The organism is Gluconobacter sp. R75690, assembly GCF_015244525.1.
Classification (GTDB): Bacteria; Pseudomonadota; Alphaproteobacteria; order Acetobacterales; family Acetobacteraceae; genus Gluconobacter; species Gluconobacter potus.
Genome location: NZ_JABCQB010000011.1, coordinates 57,028 through 72,241, shown reverse-complemented (window position 1 = coordinate 72,241; position 15,214 = coordinate 57,028). Strand labels below are relative to the sequence as shown.

The following is a 15,214-nucleotide window of genomic DNA, read 5'->3' as shown; positions in this document are numbered from 1 at the left end:
CATCCTGAAAGAACGATGTTGAATCTCTCTAAAGCGACTATTATAGTCGTATTTCTGGTGTGCATGCCCCGCGTGTCGGATGTGATCATGGATGATCACTGGCCGACAGGTAAGGGCGGCACGGGCACTCCTGAACTGGACACAGGAGATGCTCGCTGAAAAAGCCCTCGTAGCACTGACCGCGCTCAAGCGCCTCGAATCCGAACGCGGTCTCGGTGTCCATGAGGGCACGACCGACCAGGTCCGCCGTGCGCTGGAGGCGGCGGGCATCCTGTTCATCGAGTCCGGACAAGGGCGTGGCGTCATGTTTCTTAACGAGACTTCCGGAACCGAAACGCGGCAGGCTAGGATGCGTCGCGTTCGTTCTCCGACCTGATCGGCCCTACCATGCAGAAGCCACCCCTCGACCCGTCCGTCGCCGACAGCGCTCCGGATTCGTCCTGTCTTACCGGCTATGACGAACAGCACCTCATCACCTATCTGCGTTTGCTGGATGCTGAGGCCGATGGTGCCGACTGGCGCGAGGTGGCTCGCATCGTGCTTCATCGCGATCCCGCCGCCGATCCCGATGGTGTCCGCCGCTGCTGGCACAGCCATCTGGCGCGGGCGCACTGGATGACGGAGCATGGCTACCAGCATCTCCTGCGCGGCGGCGCACCCCACTGACACCCTGAATCGTTGCGTGATCCGCAAGACCTGTTGCAGGACCGGGGCGTAGCGGGCGCCGGGATGGGCTGGCATACTCTCGCGAGCAAGTGCTTGCCCTGTTCCCACCCGTTACGCATCGGAGACGACGCCATGAGCCGCGCCAACTGGCGGTCGGCGGGCGCGTACGAGGGCCTGCGGTCGCTCGACGCCCCTGCCTTTGCCTTGCAGTTTGTCAGTCGCAATCGGGACTTTATCCGCGAGCGTGCCACCCTTCAGCGCGCGTTGCGCCGGGGTGCCCTGATGCAGCCGGATGCCGAGGCCTTCGCCCGGCGCTGGGGGTTGCGATTTCGAAAGTGTCCGCACTGCGCTGAATCCGCGTACTGCCTTGTGGAGTGCCGCGGTGCTGCCGGGCGTGATCGCGATGATGGAAGCACCGACCGGTCTGGCTGACCCGGATCACCCGCCGCTTTCCTCCGTTTTTATCGGATTGCCGGCGGGCCAGGTTGGTGAACTCCTGCTCGAGCGTCCCGGCGTCGTTCTGCGCCTGCATCTGGTAACGCCAGGGATCGAAGGCCTCTCCGTCGTCCTGCCGCTCGACGCCCTGTTCGAGGTGCGCGTCCAGGCCGCGTTACGGCTCTGGCGCACGCTGATGGGCCGGCGCTCTGGCCCCGATCCCGCGATCCTGTCGCCAGATCGGGTCAGTCGGCTGATCCTGGCGCTCCGTACGCTCGATGGGCTGGATGACGGGGTTTCGCAGCGCGAGGTCGCCGGTGTGCTGTTCGGTCGGGAGGTTTCCGCACGGGACTGGCTTTCGCACGATCTGCATTTCCGCATGAAACGGCTGGCGCATTTTGCGCGGGGACTGACAGAAGGGGGATACCGGCGCCTGCTGCTTCATCCATTCCGGGGGCGGTGACGTGCAGTATGTTTCGTTCAATCCGGGGGCTTCCAAAAGCACCGCAGATGGATTGTTCGGTGGCGTCGTATTGGTGTCAATGATGCCGCTTGTGGATATATCGAGTGTTCTGCCCGCAAGTATCATTTCGAAGAAGGTGCAGCTTCAATTCGTGTCAGTATGCCATTGGCCAGCGGCCGCTGAAGCCGCAGAGCCTCCTCTGACGGTGCATTCATCCAAACGTCCAACTCATCCGGCTGTGTCAGGATCACAGGCATGGCCTTCGGATGGATCGCGCTGACCTCCCGGTTGGCCTCGGTGGTCAGGAATCCGAACAGGTCGTCCGTCGTCTCGCCGTCCGCCAGCTTTCGCACCGACGTCCATCGACACCAGATGCCGGCAAAGAAGGCCAGCGGCTGTCCATCATTCCGCCCAAACCAGACGGGCCGCGATTTCCCGTCAGGCAGACGCTCCGGTTCCGAGAACGCCGTCAGCGGCACCAGACAGCGATGTGCCACGCCTTCCCATCGCTTCCACCATGTGGAGGTCGGGTTGCGGATGTTGGTCACACCGCGATCCACCTTGTGCCCCTTGAGATAACCAGGCGGTGTCGGCATGCCCCAGCGCGCCATGACCAGTTCGCGACCATTCTCACCATTCCGCACGATCGGCGCCATCGTGTTTGGATAGATCTCGGGCAGCGGCTGAAGATTCCCCGTGCGATCCTCAAGGACTTTCGCAATCTCCCGGATCGCCTGGGGGTTTGACGTCATAGAATAGAGATTGCACATCCGCGTTGCTCCCTTACGACCACATGCCGCGCAGGCGGGCAGCCATGTCGATCCGCACGGACTTTACCGCCTCCTGCCGGGCCTGGTCTTCCGGTTTCACGACCGGCCACGCCACAGCCTGAAACAGGGGCAGCATGTCCCGATCAATGAAGCGTGTCCGCGAGGCATAGACGTGCCGGTCACCACGGCTGTGCTGGCCATGCACGTAGAAGCGCTGCGGCACCATGATATCGAGTGAATCCTTTGCTCGCGTCATGGCGACATAGAGCAGCCGGCGTTCCTCCTCGATGTCGTCCTGCTCGCCCGTCGCCAGATCGGACGGAATGCAGCCATCCACCGCATTCATCACGAACACATTCTTCCATTCCTGCCCCTTGGCGGAATGGATCGTCGAGAGGATCAGATAATCCTCGTCCAGCAATGGCACGCCGGCCTGATCGGATGTGGCATCCGGTGGGTCCAGCGTCAGTTCGGTGAGGAATTTTTCCCGTGAGGGATACCCGCCAGCGATCTGCTCCAGCTGCATCAGATCCGCCAATCGGGTCGAGGCATCCTCATGCAGCCGCTCCAGATGCGGTTCATACCAGTACCGCACAGCCGCGATCTCGCCCGGCCAGCCGACCTGATGACTGCCAGGGGCTGTCAGCAGGTTCACGAAACCCGTCCAGGCCTCGCCGCTGCGCGGTGGGGCTTTCACGTCCCGCAGCGCCTCGAAGGGATGGGCACTCTCGCCCATTGTATCCAGCACGCGCCGGGCCGAGGTCGGCCCCACGCCCGGCAGAAGCTGCAGGACCCGGAAGCCGGCGATGCGGTCGCGCGGGTTCTGCGCAAAACGCAGCAGGGCCAGCACGTCCTTCACATGGGCGCTGTCGAGAAACTTCAGGCCGCCGAACTTCACGAACGGGATATTGCGCCGGGTCAGTTCCACCTCCAGCGTGCCGCTATGGTGCGAAGCCCGAAACAGCACCGCCTGCTGCTTCATCGGCGTGCCGGCCTCCCGCTCTTCCAGCACCCGATCGGCGATATAGTTCGCCTGAGCAGTGTCGTCCCGGATGGCGACCAGTCGCGGCTTTTCATCCGAGGCCCGCTCGGTCCACAAATCCTTGGTGAACCGCTCGGCCGCTTCCCCGATCACCGCATTGGCGGCATCCAGAATGGGTTTCGTGGAACGATAGTTCCGATCCAGCGTCACGATGCAGGCCGGGGGATCGAAGGACGTGGGAAAATCGAGGATGTTGCGCACGGTCGCGGCCCGGAAGGCATAGATCGACTGCGCGTCATCGCCTACCACCGTCAACCCGCTCCCGTCCGGTTTCATGCCCAGCAGGATCTCCGCCTGCAGCCGGTTCGTGTCCTGATATTCGTCGACCAGCACATGATCCCATTTGCCGCCGATGTCGACGGCCAGCACCGGATCGCTGACCATCTGTGCCCAGCACAGCAGCAGATCGTCGTAATCCAGCACGCCCTGCTCCTGCTTCGCCGTGACATAACCGGCGAAGAGCTGTTTGAGCTGCGCTTCCCACCCCGAGCACCACGGATAGTGCTTCAGCAGCACATCGGCGAGCGGCGCACCGGAATTCACCACCCGGGAATAGATGGCCAGACACGTGCCCTTGCCGGGAAACCGCTTTTCAGTTTTGGAAAATCCCAGATCGTGCCGGATCAGATTCATCAGATCGGCGGAATCTTCCCGGTCATGGATCGAGAAGGCCGGATCCATGCCAATCTGCTGGGCATACTCCCGCAGCAGCCGCGCGCCGATGGAATGAAACGTCCCGGCCCAGGCCAGCGCGTCGGCTAGTGGACCGGCTTTGTCTCCCAGCACGGTTTTGCAGATGCGTTCCACCCGCCGCGCCATTTCGACACTGGCTCGCCGCGAGAAGGTCAGCAGCAGGATCCGGCGCGGATCGGCGCCCGAGGCGATCAGATGCGCGACCCGGTGCGCCAGCGTGTTGGTCTTGCCCGATCCGGCGCCAGCGATGACCAGCAGCGGGGATGAAACCGCGCCGCCCGGCAAGACTCCGGACCCGTGCGTGACGGCCTGTCGCTGCGCATCATTCAGACGGGACAGATAATCGTCGCTGTTTGAGGCAGGAGAAGTCTCTGAATTCAATTCCTTAAGGTACCTTCGCCAATAATTCCGGGTGGTTATGCGTCCTGCATCATGCCTGAGGCGGTGCGAATTTGCATTGACTTCCATCGCTGCATCGGAACAAATCACGAACATATAATCATGAAATGCACCTGCACAAGGGACGCCAGACCGTGAAATGACTACTGAAACCCGGAAGAAACCTGGCCTGGAGACGCTGCGGGCCGCGATCAGCCGTCTCGAAGGGCACAGCGACCGACGCCGCAAGGTGCTGCCCTTTGGCGTGCGCGAGATCGATGCGCGTCTGCCGGGTGGCGGCCTGGCTCTGGGCGCTCTGCACGAAGTGGCAGGAGGCGGGAATGATGCCCTGCACAGTGCGGCCGCCGGTCAGTTTTGCGCCGGGATTGCCGCGCGCACGCGGGGCAAGGTGTTGTGGATTGTGACCCGCCAGGATGTGTTCGCGCCCTCCCTGAAGCAGGTCGGGCTGTCGGCACGCCGGACCATCTATGTCGAGGCGGCATCGGACGTCGACGTGCTGGCCTGCTTTGAAGAGGGACTGCGGCATGGAGGCCTTGGGGCCGTTGTCGCCGAGGTAGCCCGGCTGTCCATGACCGCCTCACGCCGCCTGCAGCTGGCAGCCGAGACGTCCGGCTCCCTGGGCCTCGCAATCAGGCGCTGGCGACGACAGACGGATGCGGCGGATTTTGGCCAGCCCACGGCTTCCGTCACACGCTGGCGGGTCTCCGTCCTGCCCTCCGTGCCATTGCCGGTACTCGGCGTGGGAAGACCGCGCTGGTTGCTGGAACTGATCCGCGCCCGTGCGGGCGAATGTGCCGATTTTGAAGTGGAGGCCTGTGATGGCAAGGGTCGTCTCTCTTTACCTGCCGCTCTGGCCGACGGATCGGATCAGGAAGCGGCTGGGCAAAGACGCGCCAGCGCCTGAGGCGCCGCTGGCGCTGGTTGGGCGTGAAGGACGACGACGAGTTGTCTTGTCGGTCGATCTGGCCGCCCGCAAGCTGGGGCTGCGTCCCGGCACACCAGTCGCCAAGGCCCAGGCGCTGTATCCCGATCTGGTGCTGATGGACGCCGATCCCGAGGGAGACCGTCTGGGGCTGGAAAAGCTGGCGCTGTGGTTCCAGCACCGGATCGCGCCCATCGTGGCCGTCGATGCACCGGACGGGCTGGTTCTGGACACGACGGGAGCGGATCACCTGCATGGCGGTGAACTCCCCATGCTCAAGGATATGGTTCATCGCATGGCGGGCGCCGGCTTTCGGGCAAAGGCCGTGGTGGCGGACACGTGGGGCGCTGCGCACGCCATCGCCCGCTATGGTCGGGCACCGATTGCCATTGTGCCCTCAGGCGGAACAGCTTCTGCGCTGGCCGATCTTCCTCTTGATGCGCTACGCCTGCCGGACACGATCATCGACGGACTGGCTACACTAGGCGTGTCGCGCATCGGACCCCTGGCCGCGATGCCACGGGCACCGCTGGCGCTGAGGTTCGGTCCCGATATCGCCCGCAGGCTGGAGCAGGCTTTAGGGCGTATTGGGGAAGCCATCGTGCCAGTCCGCCCGGTCGATCCGGTCGAGGTCAGCCGGAACTTCGCCGAACCCATCGGAGCCGCCGAAACCATTGCATGCTATATCGACAAGCTGGTGCCACTGCTCTGTCAGCAGCTGGACGAGCGCGGACAGGGCGTGCGGCGTCTCGACCTGCTGCTGCATCGGGTCGATAGCCGGACCGAGGCGATCCGCGTGGCCACGGCCATGCCGGTGCGGGACGTCAGACGTCTGACCCGGCTGTTGTGCGAGAAGATCGAAACCATCGATCCGGGGTTCGGCATCGAACGCATGGTGCTGATTGCCTCTCTGGCCGAGCCGATGGACCGGCGGCAGACGGTCTCCTCCCTGATCGCCGAGGAAGACGCCGATGTGTCCGACCTGATCGACACGCTGGCCAACCGTGTCGGCACGCAGGCGCTCTATCGCTTTGCCCCGGTGGAAAGCGACCTGCCCGAACGCTCCTTCTGCCGTGTGCCTGCACTGGCTCCCGAGGAGACGAAGGACTGGCCGGAGCACTGGCCACGCCCGACACGCCTGCTGGCGCGGCCCGAACCCGTGCAGGCCATGGCGGAACTGCCGGACCAGCCGCCGCTGTTCTTCATCTGGCGCGGCGTGCGGCGGAAGGTGAAATGCGCGGACGGGCCGGAGCGCGTGTTTGGCGAATGGTGGAAGAGTGATGCCGAGCTGACCATCGCCCGGGATTACTTCCGGGTGGAGGATACCAGTGGAGAACGGTTCTGGCTCTACCGGGCCGGCGATGGTGAGCATGGCGAGACGGGATCGCAGGGCTGGTTTCTGCATGGGATCTTCGGATGAACACCTCGGCACCGCGCTATGCCGAACTGCAGGTGACGACCTATTTCTCGTTCCTCCGGGGAGCTTCCTCGCCGATCGAACTGTTCGAACAGGCAAAGGCGCTGGGGATCGAAGCGCTGGGCATCTGCGACCGGAATTCCCTGGCGGGCATGGTGCAGGCATACGGAGCTGCGAAGGCTACCGGCGTCCGGCTGGTCGTCGGCTGTCGCGTCGACCTGGCCGATTTTCCGCCGGTACTGGTCTATCCGACCGACCGCGCGGCTTATGGCCGTCTCTGCCGAATGCTGAGCCTCGGCAAGGCCCGTGCCGGCAAAGGCAGATGCTACCTGCTCTGGGAGGATCTGGTCGCCTGGGGCGAGGGCCTGCTCGTCGTCATGATCCCGGATACAGCGGATGATGCCTGCGCCCTGCATCTGCGCAAACTGAAAGACGCCTTTGCCGACCGCGCCTATATGGCGCTCACCCTGCTGCGCCGTCCCAATGACCAGATGCGGCTCTACGAACTGGCGAACCTTGCCCATCAGGCACGTGTGCCAACGGTCGTGACCAATGACGTAATGTTCCATACCCATGACCGCCGCATCCTGCAGGACGTCGTGACCTGCATCCGGCATAACACCACGATCGACGAGGCGGGGTTTGTCCGCGAACGTCACGCCGACCGCTATCTCAAACCACCGCAGGAAATGGCCCGGTTGTTCAATCGCTATCCTGAGGCGGTGGATCGCACCTTAGATATCGTGGAGCGCTGCCGCTTCTCGCTCGACGATCTGGCCTATCAGTATCCCGATGAAGTCTCCGTACCCGGCCAGACACCGCAGCAGGCGCTGGAGGCGCTGACCTGGGAGGGCGCCCGTTCCGTCTATCCGGATGGCGTACCGGATGACGTGGCGGAAACGCTCCGCCATGAACTCGGCCTGATCGGGCGCATGCAATATGCGCCGTACTTCCTGACCGTGAACAGCATTGTCCGCTATGCACGCAGTCAGAATATTCTCTGCCAGGGCCGTGGTTCGGCGGCCAATTCCGCCGTTTGTTACGTGCTGGGCATCACCGCCATTGATCCGGCCCGCAACTCGCTGCTGTTCGAGCGCTTCGTCTCTGAAGAACGCGGCGAACCGCCGGATATCGACGTCGATTTCGAGCATGCGCGACGTGAACAGGTCATCCAGTGGGTCTATGAGCATTACGGTCGCGACCGGGCGGCCCTGACAGCAGTGGTGATCCGTTATCGCGCCAAGGGAGCGCTGCGTGACGTCGGCAAGGTGATGGGTCTCCCCGAAGATCTGATCCGCACGCTATCAGGTCAGATCTGGGGCTGGGGGCGCAAACTGGATGATGAGGCCCTGAATGAGACGGGTATTGACCTGTCCGACCGGCGCATCCGCCTGACACTCGACCTGGCACGTTGCCTGATCGGCGTGCCCCGCCATCTGTCACAGCATCCCGGCGGTTTTGTGCTGACGCATGACCGGCTGGATGAACTGGTGCCCATTGAGCCGGCCTCGATGGAGCAGCGCCAGATCATCGAATGGGACAAGGACGATATCGACGTTCTGAAATTCATGAAGGTCGATATCCTGGCACTTGGCATGCTGACCTGCATGAAAAAGGGGCTGAACCTTCTGGCCGAACACAAGGGCCAGCACTTCACGCTCCAGAGCATTCCGGCCGAGGATCCGCGCACCTACGCCATGATCCGCAAGGCTGACACCATTGGTGTCTTCCAGATTGAATCCCGCGCCCAGATGTCCATGCTCCCACGGCTCAAGCCACGCGTATTTTATGACCTCGCCATTGAAGTGGCGATCGTGCGTCCCGGCCCCATACAGGGGGATATGGTCCATCCCTATCTCCGAAGGCGTGAAGGGATCGAACCGGAAAACTATCCCACCCCGGAATTGGAAGCGGTTCTGAAAAAGACACTCGGGATCCCGTTGTTTCAGGAACAGGCGATGCAGGTCGCCATGATCTGTGCGGGCTTTACCGCTGCCGAGGCCGATCAGTTGCGTCGGGCCATGGCGACGTTCAAGAATACCGGCACTGTCTCACAGTTTCAGACACGCCTGATCGAAGGCATGCGCGCCAATGGGTATGATGAGGAATTCGCCGAGCGGATCTACCAGCAGTTGGAAGGCTTCGGTTCTTACGGATTTCCCGAGAGCCACGCGGCCAGTTTCGCCATTCTGGCCTACTCGTCCTCGTGGATGAAATGTACCCATCCGGACGTGTTTCTGGCATCACTTCTGAATTCCCAGCCAATGGGGTTTTATGCGCCGGCACAACTGGTCCGTGATGCGCGGGAGCACGGCGTGGAAATCCGGCCTGTCTGTGTGAATGCCTCACGCTGGGACAGCACTCTGGAAGGGCCGGAAACACCGGATGGCCGATTTGCCGTGCGACTAGGCATGAGTCTGGTGAAGGGGCTGGCCAATGACGATGCGGCCCGCATTGTTGCCGCGCGAGCCTCACGCCCGTTTACCTCGATCGATGATCTGTGGCGTCGTGCCGGCGTCAAGGCGGCAGCGCTAACCCATCTGGCCGAGGCCGATGCGTTCCGGCCTTCGCTCGGGCTGGCACGGCGCGAGGCGCTGTGGGCGATCAAGGGGTTGCGCGATGAGCCTTTGCCGCTGTTTGCCGCAGCACAGGTGACACGGGAAGCGGAGGAGCCGGATGTGCTCCTTCAGCCCATGCGCGACGGAGCCGAGGTGGTGCGGGATTACAACCGGCTTGGCCTGACCCTGCGGGATCATCCCGTCGCCTTTCTCCGTGACGATCTGCGCCAGCGGAAATTTTTCTCCTGCCGTGAAGCCCATGAGGCACGTGATGGCAAGCGACTGGATACCGCGGGCCTGGTCCTGGTCCGCCAGCGCCCCGGCTCCGCCGAAGGCGTCGTGTTCCTGACCCTGGAGGACGAAAGCGGCGTCCTCAATGTCATCATCTGGAAGGATATTTTCGAAAAATATCGCCGCGTCGTTCTCGCGGGGCAGATGCTCGGCATCAAGGGGCGGCTTCAGAAAGAAGGCGAGGTCGTGCATCTGGTGGCGCTCGAGATCACCGATCTCTCCGCGTTGCTCGCCGATGTAGGCAACCGCGATTTCGACCGAAGCCGTGGAACTGCCGTGGATCATTCAGTCGAGACACTCTCCGTAAAATCAAGAAATTTTCATTGATCCTTGGCCGACGGCGGAGAGCCGTCATGGCCATTCTATCCGCTTGTCCAAGACCGATCTCGCCCCCCGGTGAGATCGGTCCTAGTCCCGGAAGCCCCCGCTCCGCCACGCTGATCCCCGCTGGCCGCATTTGTCCCGCGGCCCCAGACAGCGATCACGGAGCTTTCTCATGTCCGCCAATTACAGCGACCTGCCGCCGCGCTATCTGCGCACGCCCGACGCCTCGCGTTTCGTCGGACTTTCCATTCGCACCTTGGAAAAACATCGGATTTACGGGACCGGTCCGCGCTACTCGAAGCTCGGTGGCCGGGTGGTCTATCGGGTCGATGAGTTGCAGGCCTGGGTCGAGAGCGGGGCACGCGCCCACACCTCGGACACCACCGCTGGCACCGTGTCGGCCGCCGCGCGGCAAAGCCCGCTGATCCCGCCGACGTCGGCGACCTCACGCGGGAACGGACGCTGATGTCCCCGACCGGCAGAGCGCGCTCCGAGCGCGAGCAACTGGAACTCTTCCATGCCATCGCGGGAGACTTCGCCCCTCGCGATGCGCAGGATCTGATGGCATTTCCGTTCTTCAGCCTCGCCAAATCCCCTCGCATGGTCCCGATCGATTATCGGACCCCGGACGTCACCATCCGGGTCGAGGCGTCAGCCGAACATGGCATGGCCACGATCTGGGATGCCGACGTGCTGATCTGGGCCGCCAGCCATCTCGTTGCCGCACGCGACGCCGGTCGGCGCACGTCGCGGCTGATGGTGGCCAGCCCACGCGAGATCCTGACCTTCATCGGTCGGGGAGACAGTGCACGGGACTATGAGCGGCTGGAAGCAGCCTTCGACCGGCTGCAATCCACCACGATCAAGACCTCGCTCCGGCAGACCGGGAAGGGGCAACTGCACCGCTTTTCCTGGATCAACGAATGGAAACGGCATACCGCGCGGGAAGGGCGCACCCGCGTGATCGAACTGATCCTGCCCGACTGGTTCTACCAGGCGGTTCTCGATGACGCGCTCGTGCTGACCATCGACCCGGCCTATTTTGGCCTCACTGGCGGTCTGGAGCGCTGGCTCTATCGCATTGTGCGCAAGCATGGCGGTCGCCAGCGTGCGGGCTGGGCCTTCGGCCTGCGCCATCTCTACGAAAAATCCGCCAGTCTTTCCCCATATCGCCGCTTTGCCTTCGAACTGCGCGAGATGGCGAAGCGTCAGCCTTTTCCGGGCTATCGGCTGTCGGTGCGCCCCGACCGCAATGGCAATGACACGCTGGCCTTCGCGCCTGTCAAACTATCCACAGGCGCCTGTGGACAAGCTGTGAATTCATCCGTGCTATCAGTTGTGGATTTATCCGTGCCATCACTGCCACGGCATCCGTGCTATCATTTGCGGAAAACGCCGAATCACGGCATTGAATCAAACGGTTATGACGCCCTTAACTTAGAATCTAACTTAAAAGAGTCTAACTTTAAGGATGTTGGCACCCCCGCCGATCCGTGGAAAACCCCCGGAGAGGGGCGGTGATCGTGGCCTTCCTCAACCAGAAGGGCGGCGTCGGCAAGACGACGCTGGCGCTGCATCTCGCGGGCCAATGGGCTCGGGAAGGCCGGCGCGTGACGGTCATCGATGCCGACCCGCAGGGCTCGGCGCTGGACTGGTCGGCGCAGCGGGCGCGGGAGAGACTGCCACGGCTGTTCGGCGTGATCGGGCTGGCGCGCGATACGCTGCACCACGAGGCGCCGGCACTGGCTCAGGGGGTGGATCACGTCGTCATCGACGGTCCGCCGCGGGTGGCGGCGCTGCTGCGCTCCGCCCTGCTGGCCGCCGACCTGGTGCTGATTCCCGCGCAGCCTTCGCCGTTCGACGGCTGGGCCTCGGCCGAAATGCTGCGGCTGCTGGCGGAAGCACGTCTCTTCCGTCCTGGCCTGCTTGCCCGCTTCGTGCTCAACCGTTGCGCCGCGCGCACGGTCATTGCCCGCGAGACCCGGCTGGCGCTGGCCGGGCATGAACCGGTGGCATTGTCGGCCCGGATCGGCCAGCGGGTCGCTTTCGCCGATGCTGCACGTTCCGGCCGCCTGGTCAGTGACCTACGACCGCAGGGGATCGCAGCCCGTGAAATCGCCGCTCTGACGACCGAGATCGGGGGGCTGGTATCATGACCCTGCTGACCGGCGACAGCGCGCTCCTGATGCCCTGGCACGGCCCCTACGACATGATCCTGGTCGATCCCCCCTATGGCGATACGTCGCTCGCCTGGGACCGGCGCATGGTGGACTGGCCCGGCAAGGCACTCGCCGCCCTGAAACCGAGCGGCTCGCTCTGGGTCTTCGGCTCCTTGCGGAGCTTTCTCGCATCCAACGCGGCATTTCGGAATGCGGGCTGGAAGTATGCTCAGGAACTGGTCTGGGAGAAGCAGAACGGTTCCAGCTTTCATGCCGATCGCTTCCGGCGCGTGCATGAACTGATCGTCCAGTTCTATCGCGACGATACGCCCTGGCGTGCCGTCTACAACGCGGTTCCGACCACGTCCGACGCGCGGGCGCGCACGGTGCGGCGGAAACATCGGCCGCCCCATATGGGCCGGATCGATGCCGGCCATTACGTCAGCGAGGATGAAGGCCCGCGCCTGATGCGCTCCATAATTCCGGTCCGCAATACGCATGGCCGCGCCATCCATCCGACCGAGAAACCGGTGGCCCTGCTGGAGATCCTGATCCGCACGAGCTGCCCGCCGGGTGGCCTGGTGGGCGACTGGTTCGCCGGCTCTGGTGCGGCGGGCGTCGCCTGCCGGCTGACCGGCCGGCGCTATGTCGGCTGCGAGATCGATCCTGTCATGGCGCAGAAGGCGCGCGACCGCATCGCCTCCGTGCTGCCGCTCGGCGAAGGAGTTGCACCATGACGGAGCGTCGCACGCTGCCCGGCTTCGCGTCGCGCCCCGCCGACCCGGAGCGTTGGGTCAAGGCACCGGACAAGCCTGGGACCACCCACCGCTTTACCGCCCGGTTGACCATCGATGTCACGCCGGCGCTGCGCGCCCGCATCAAGGTCGCGGCTTTCCAGCGCGGCATGACCGTCGCCGACATGCTGCGCGCGCTGCTGGCCCGCGAGTTCCCGGAGAACCCAGGAGACACGCCATGAACGTCACACCGAGGGTGGCTGCCGATCATGCGGCCGACACGCTCGCCCACGTCGAACTGACCTGGATCGAGAAGCGCATCGAGCACTGGATTCGTTTTGGTCGTGCCACGCATGAGCAGGTTCTTGATCGTCGGCGGCGGATACTGAGCTTTCCGCCGGGCACTGTGTTCGCGTTCCTGCGCTGGGCGGCGAACGATTACGGCACGGTGGTGTCCTGCATCGACATCGTGCGTGTCACCCGTCCCGGCGAGCCGTATCAGACGGTGCCGTTCGTGCGCCCCGGTGGTGAGAGCCTGCTGCGCCAGAGCGGCTGGCCGAAGGTCCGGCTGGTGCTGGAAGCCGTCGATCGTATCGAAGCTATCGGCATCGACCCCGTCGATGTTGCGCCCGAGCATTGGCGGCATCTGCATAATCGGATGCTCTCCGGGCAGGCGGCACGCCCCTACACGCGCGATCGCCACCACGCCTGGCTGCGTCGGAGGGCAGTGTCATGACGCGCTTTGGCTGGTTCTTCACCACGTATTTCGCAATGCTCGGTGTCGGCACGTCATTGGCGATCCATCCGGCGCCCCGCCTGATCTGGAATGCCACCGCCAGCACGCCGGTCGGGCTGTATCGCTTGCAATCGGCGCGCTCATTGCATGTCGGAGACCTGATCGCGATCCGGCCGCCGGCCGACATCGCCGGGATGCTGGCGCGCGGTGGTTATCTGCCGCTCGGCGTGCCGCTGCTCAAGCCGGTCGCGGCACTTCCAGGACAATTGGTCTGCCGGATCGGCGCTGTCGTCTCGGTCGACAGCAAGGCGCTCGGCGATGCATCGGCCCGCGATCATCGCGGCCGTCCGCTGCCGGTCTGGCAGGGCTGTCGGCACGTCCTGCCCGGCCAGATCTTCGTCATGAATCCGGCAGTCCCGACCAGTCTCGATGGCCGCTATTTCGGCGTCCTGCCGGTCGCTGCGGTGCTCGGCCGCGCGCAGCCGCTGTGGCTCGCGCCGTCACTGCTTCCTCCCACACCCAACCAGAGACGAGGCTGACATGGCCCAGATCGGAACTTTCACGCGCACTTCTGACGGCTTCGCCGGTCGCCTGCGCACGCTCGCCCTCGACGTCGAACTGACGATCGTGCCGGCGACGTCGTCGGATGCCGAGCACGCGCCCGACTATCGCGTCCATCTCGGTGACGTCGACGCCGGGCCGGAGATCGGCGCCGGCTGGAAACGCACCGGCGAAAAGGCGGGCACCTATCTCTCGCTCGTTCTCGACGACCCCATGCTGGCGCAGCCGATCCGGGCCAACCTGTTCCAGTCCGACCGTCAGGGGCGTGCCTTTCATCTGGTCTGGACCCGTCCGGTGAAGCGCGATGACCGGCGGTAAATCGGCGCTCCGTCTGCTCGGTGTCACGCTTCCGGCCGTCGTTTCATTGACGATGCCGATGCATAATGCGGTTGCCGATCCCTACGCCGACATGATCGCGGAAGCAGCCACGCGCGCGCAGATTCCGGCCTCATGGATCGCTGCCGTCCTGCACGCGGAGAGCCGGGGCGATGCGCATGCCGTGTCATCGGCGGGCGCGATGGGGCTCATGCAGGTGATGCCCGGCACATGGGCCAGCCTGCGCATGTCGCTCGGTCTCGGCGACGATCCGTTCGACCCGCACGACAACATTCTGGCGGGTGCGACCTATCTACGTTGGATGCGGGACCGCTACGGCGAGGCCGGGTTTCTCGCCGCCTATAATGCCGGTCCCGCGCGCTATGCAGACCATCTGGCGACCGGCCGGCCGCTGCCTGCCGAGACGCGGAACTACGTCGCATCCGTCAGTGCGCGGCTGGCTCTTCCGCTCGCCGATAACATCGCGATCGGCGCTCTGGCTGCACCATCATGGCAGGACTCTTCCCTCTTTCCGGCGTCGTTCCCGCGTACGGGCGATGCGTCCCGGCCTGTCGAGAGCGCACACGATCCGGCACATTCATCTGGTTCCCGACTGACCGACTGGACGGCGCTCGCACCGCAGTCAGCCGGGCTGTTCATCGCGTCAGGGCTCGGGGAGGCGCGCCGATGATTCCCGTTCCGGTCCATCGGGCGCTGGCGGGCTATGGG

Annotated in this window: 18 protein-coding genes; 16 read left to right on the top strand and 2 right to left on the bottom strand. The window is 64.2% G+C overall.

What is annotated here, in order from left to right; translation table 11 throughout:
* The first annotated feature begins 91 nt into the window (after nt 1-91).
* From HKD27_RS12730 to HKD27_RS12720, 4 genes are all read left to right on the top strand, one after another.
* Complete coding sequence (locus tag HKD27_RS12730) at nt 92-376, top strand: XRE family transcriptional regulator (RefSeq protein WP_194689789.1); 285 nt, start codon at nt 92-94, stop codon at nt 374-376.
* A gap of 11 nt (nt 377-387) precedes the next feature.
* Nucleotides 388-666, top strand: coding sequence for a DNA -binding domain-containing protein (locus HKD27_RS12725; protein ID WP_194689788.1), 279 nt, complete (start codon nt 388-390; stop codon nt 664-666).
* Nucleotides 667-729: 63 nt separating this feature from the next.
* A complete protein-coding gene (locus HKD27_RS16490; RefSeq protein ID WP_370544275.1) occupies nt 730-1,098 on the top strand; it encodes a transcriptional regulator domain-containing protein in 369 nt (122 codons plus the stop codon).
* A complete protein-coding gene (locus HKD27_RS12720; RefSeq protein WP_228518524.1) occupies nt 1,016-1,564 on the top strand; it encodes a DUF2285 domain-containing protein in 549 nt (182 codons plus the stop codon). The genes HKD27_RS16490 and HKD27_RS12720 overlap by 83 nt, the downstream gene beginning before the upstream one ends.
* A gap of 122 nt (nt 1,565-1,686) precedes the next feature.
* Here HKD27_RS12720 and HKD27_RS12715 read toward each other — a convergent pair whose 3' ends face one another.
* Both HKD27_RS12715 and HKD27_RS12710 read right to left on the bottom strand, forming a co-directional pair.
* Complete coding sequence (locus tag HKD27_RS12715; protein WP_194689787.1) at nt 1,687-2,334, bottom strand: SOS response-associated peptidase; 648 nt, start codon at nt 2,332-2,334, stop codon at nt 1,687-1,689.
* 13 nt (nt 2,335-2,347) lie between these two features.
* Nucleotides 2,348-4,450, bottom strand: coding sequence for an ATP-dependent helicase (locus HKD27_RS12710; RefSeq protein ID WP_194689786.1), 2,103 nt, complete (start codon nt 4,448-4,450; stop codon nt 2,348-2,350).
* Nucleotides 4,451-4,607: 157 nt separating this feature from the next.
* Here HKD27_RS12710 and HKD27_RS12705 point away from each other — a divergent pair, with 157 nt between their 5' ends.
* The 12 genes from HKD27_RS12705 (at nt 4,608) to HKD27_RS12650 (ending at nt 15,176) form a co-directional block, all read left to right on the top strand.
* On the top strand, nt 4,608-5,372 hold the full coding sequence (locus HKD27_RS12705; RefSeq protein ID WP_194689785.1) for an ImuA family protein: 765 nt from the start codon (nt 4,608-4,610) through the stop codon (nt 5,370-5,372).
* Nucleotides 5,287-6,810: a DNA polymerase Y family protein gene (locus HKD27_RS12700; RefSeq protein ID WP_228518512.1), complete on the top strand. Its 1,524-nt coding sequence runs from the start codon at nt 5,287-5,289 to the stop codon at nt 6,808-6,810. The genes HKD27_RS12705 and HKD27_RS12700 overlap by 86 nt, the downstream gene beginning before the upstream one ends.
* Nucleotides 6,807-9,983: an error-prone DNA polymerase gene (locus tag HKD27_RS12695; protein WP_194689784.1), complete on the top strand. Its 3,177-nt coding sequence runs from the start codon at nt 6,807-6,809 to the stop codon at nt 9,981-9,983. Before HKD27_RS12700 ends, HKD27_RS12695 begins: the two co-directional genes overlap by 4 nt.
* Nucleotides 9,984-10,152: 169 nt before the next feature.
* A complete protein-coding gene (locus HKD27_RS12690; protein WP_194689783.1) occupies nt 10,153-10,446 on the top strand; it encodes an AlpA family transcriptional regulator in 294 nt (97 codons plus the stop codon).
* Nucleotides 10,446-11,501, top strand: coding sequence for a replication initiator protein A (locus HKD27_RS12685; RefSeq protein ID WP_194689782.1), 1,056 nt, complete (start codon nt 10,446-10,448; stop codon nt 11,499-11,501). Before HKD27_RS12690 ends, HKD27_RS12685 begins: the two co-directional genes overlap by 1 nt.
* Nucleotides 11,498-12,136 (top strand): ParA family partition ATPase, encoded by a 639-nt coding sequence (gene parA / locus HKD27_RS12680; protein WP_194689781.1) that lies wholly within the window; start codon nt 11,498-11,500, stop codon nt 12,134-12,136. Before HKD27_RS12685 ends, parA begins: the two co-directional genes overlap by 4 nt.
* Nucleotides 12,133-12,876: a site-specific DNA-methyltransferase gene (locus HKD27_RS12675; protein WP_194689780.1), complete on the top strand. Its 744-nt coding sequence runs from the start codon at nt 12,133-12,135 to the stop codon at nt 12,874-12,876. The genes parA and HKD27_RS12675 overlap by 4 nt, the downstream gene beginning before the upstream one ends.
* The gene (locus HKD27_RS12670; RefSeq protein WP_194689779.1) at nt 12,873-13,115 is read left to right on the top strand and encodes a hypothetical protein; all 243 of its coding nucleotides are present in this window, start codon (nt 12,873-12,875) and stop codon (nt 13,113-13,115) included. The genes HKD27_RS12675 and HKD27_RS12670 overlap by 4 nt, the downstream gene beginning before the upstream one ends.
* Complete coding sequence (locus tag HKD27_RS12665) at nt 13,112-13,609, top strand: DUF2840 domain-containing protein (RefSeq protein ID WP_194689778.1); 498 nt, start codon at nt 13,112-13,114, stop codon at nt 13,607-13,609. Before HKD27_RS12670 ends, HKD27_RS12665 begins: the two co-directional genes overlap by 4 nt.
* Nucleotides 13,606-14,148 (top strand): S26 family signal peptidase, encoded by a 543-nt coding sequence (locus HKD27_RS12660; protein WP_194689777.1) that lies wholly within the window; start codon nt 13,606-13,608, stop codon nt 14,146-14,148. Before HKD27_RS12665 ends, HKD27_RS12660 begins: the two co-directional genes overlap by 4 nt.
* 1 nt (nt 14,149) lies before the next feature.
* The gene (locus HKD27_RS12655) at nt 14,150-14,488 is read left to right on the top strand and encodes a DUF736 domain-containing protein (protein WP_194689776.1); all 339 of its coding nucleotides are present in this window, start codon (nt 14,150-14,152) and stop codon (nt 14,486-14,488) included.
* Nucleotides 14,475-15,176, top strand: coding sequence for a lytic transglycosylase domain-containing protein (locus HKD27_RS12650; protein ID WP_194689775.1), 702 nt, complete (start codon nt 14,475-14,477; stop codon nt 15,174-15,176). Before HKD27_RS12655 ends, HKD27_RS12650 begins: the two co-directional genes overlap by 14 nt.
* Nucleotides 15,177-15,214: the final 38 nt, after the last annotated feature.

Excerpts from the sequence above, each read along its gene's own strand:
- HKD27_RS16490 (WP_370544275.1), top strand. The coding sequence starts at position 730 with ATGGGCTGGCATACTCTCGCGAGCAAGTGCTTGCCCTGTTCCCACCCG.
- HKD27_RS12700 (WP_228518512.1), top strand. The coding sequence starts at position 5,287 with ATGGCAAGGGTCGTCTCTCTTTACCTGCCGCTCTGGCCGACGGATCGG.
- HKD27_RS12705 (WP_194689785.1), top strand. The coding sequence starts at position 4,608 with ATGACTACTGAAACCCGGAAGAAACCTGGCCTGGAGACGCTGCGGGCC.
- HKD27_RS12675 (WP_194689780.1), top strand. The coding sequence starts at position 12,133 with ATGACCCTGCTGACCGGCGACAGCGCGCTCCTGATGCCCTGGCACGGC.
- HKD27_RS12660 (WP_194689777.1), top strand. The coding sequence starts at position 13,606 with ATGACGCGCTTTGGCTGGTTCTTCACCACGTATTTCGCAATGCTCGGT.
- HKD27_RS12665 (WP_194689778.1), top strand. The coding sequence starts at position 13,112 with ATGAACGTCACACCGAGGGTGGCTGCCGATCATGCGGCCGACACGCTC.
- HKD27_RS12695 (WP_194689784.1), top strand. The coding sequence starts at position 6,807 with ATGAACACCTCGGCACCGCGCTATGCCGAACTGCAGGTGACGACCTAT.
- HKD27_RS12685 (WP_194689782.1), top strand. The coding sequence starts at position 10,446 with ATGTCCCCGACCGGCAGAGCGCGCTCCGAGCGCGAGCAACTGGAACTC.
- HKD27_RS12725 (WP_194689788.1), top strand. The coding sequence starts at position 388 with ATGCAGAAGCCACCCCTCGACCCGTCCGTCGCCGACAGCGCTCCGGAT.
- HKD27_RS12650 (WP_194689775.1), top strand. The coding sequence starts at position 14,475 with ATGACCGGCGGTAAATCGGCGCTCCGTCTGCTCGGTGTCACGCTTCCG.
- HKD27_RS12670 (WP_194689779.1), top strand. The coding sequence starts at position 12,873 with ATGACGGAGCGTCGCACGCTGCCCGGCTTCGCGTCGCGCCCCGCCGAC.
- HKD27_RS12730 (WP_194689789.1), top strand. The coding sequence starts at position 92 with ATGATCACTGGCCGACAGGTAAGGGCGGCACGGGCACTCCTGAACTGG.
- HKD27_RS12690 (WP_194689783.1), top strand. The coding sequence starts at position 10,153 with ATGTCCGCCAATTACAGCGACCTGCCGCCGCGCTATCTGCGCACGCCC.
- HKD27_RS12655 (WP_194689776.1), top strand. The coding sequence starts at position 14,150 with ATGGCCCAGATCGGAACTTTCACGCGCACTTCTGACGGCTTCGCCGGT.
- HKD27_RS12715 (WP_194689787.1), bottom strand. The coding sequence starts at position 2,334 with ATGTGCAATCTCTATTCTATGACGTCAAACCCCCAGGCGATCCGGGAG.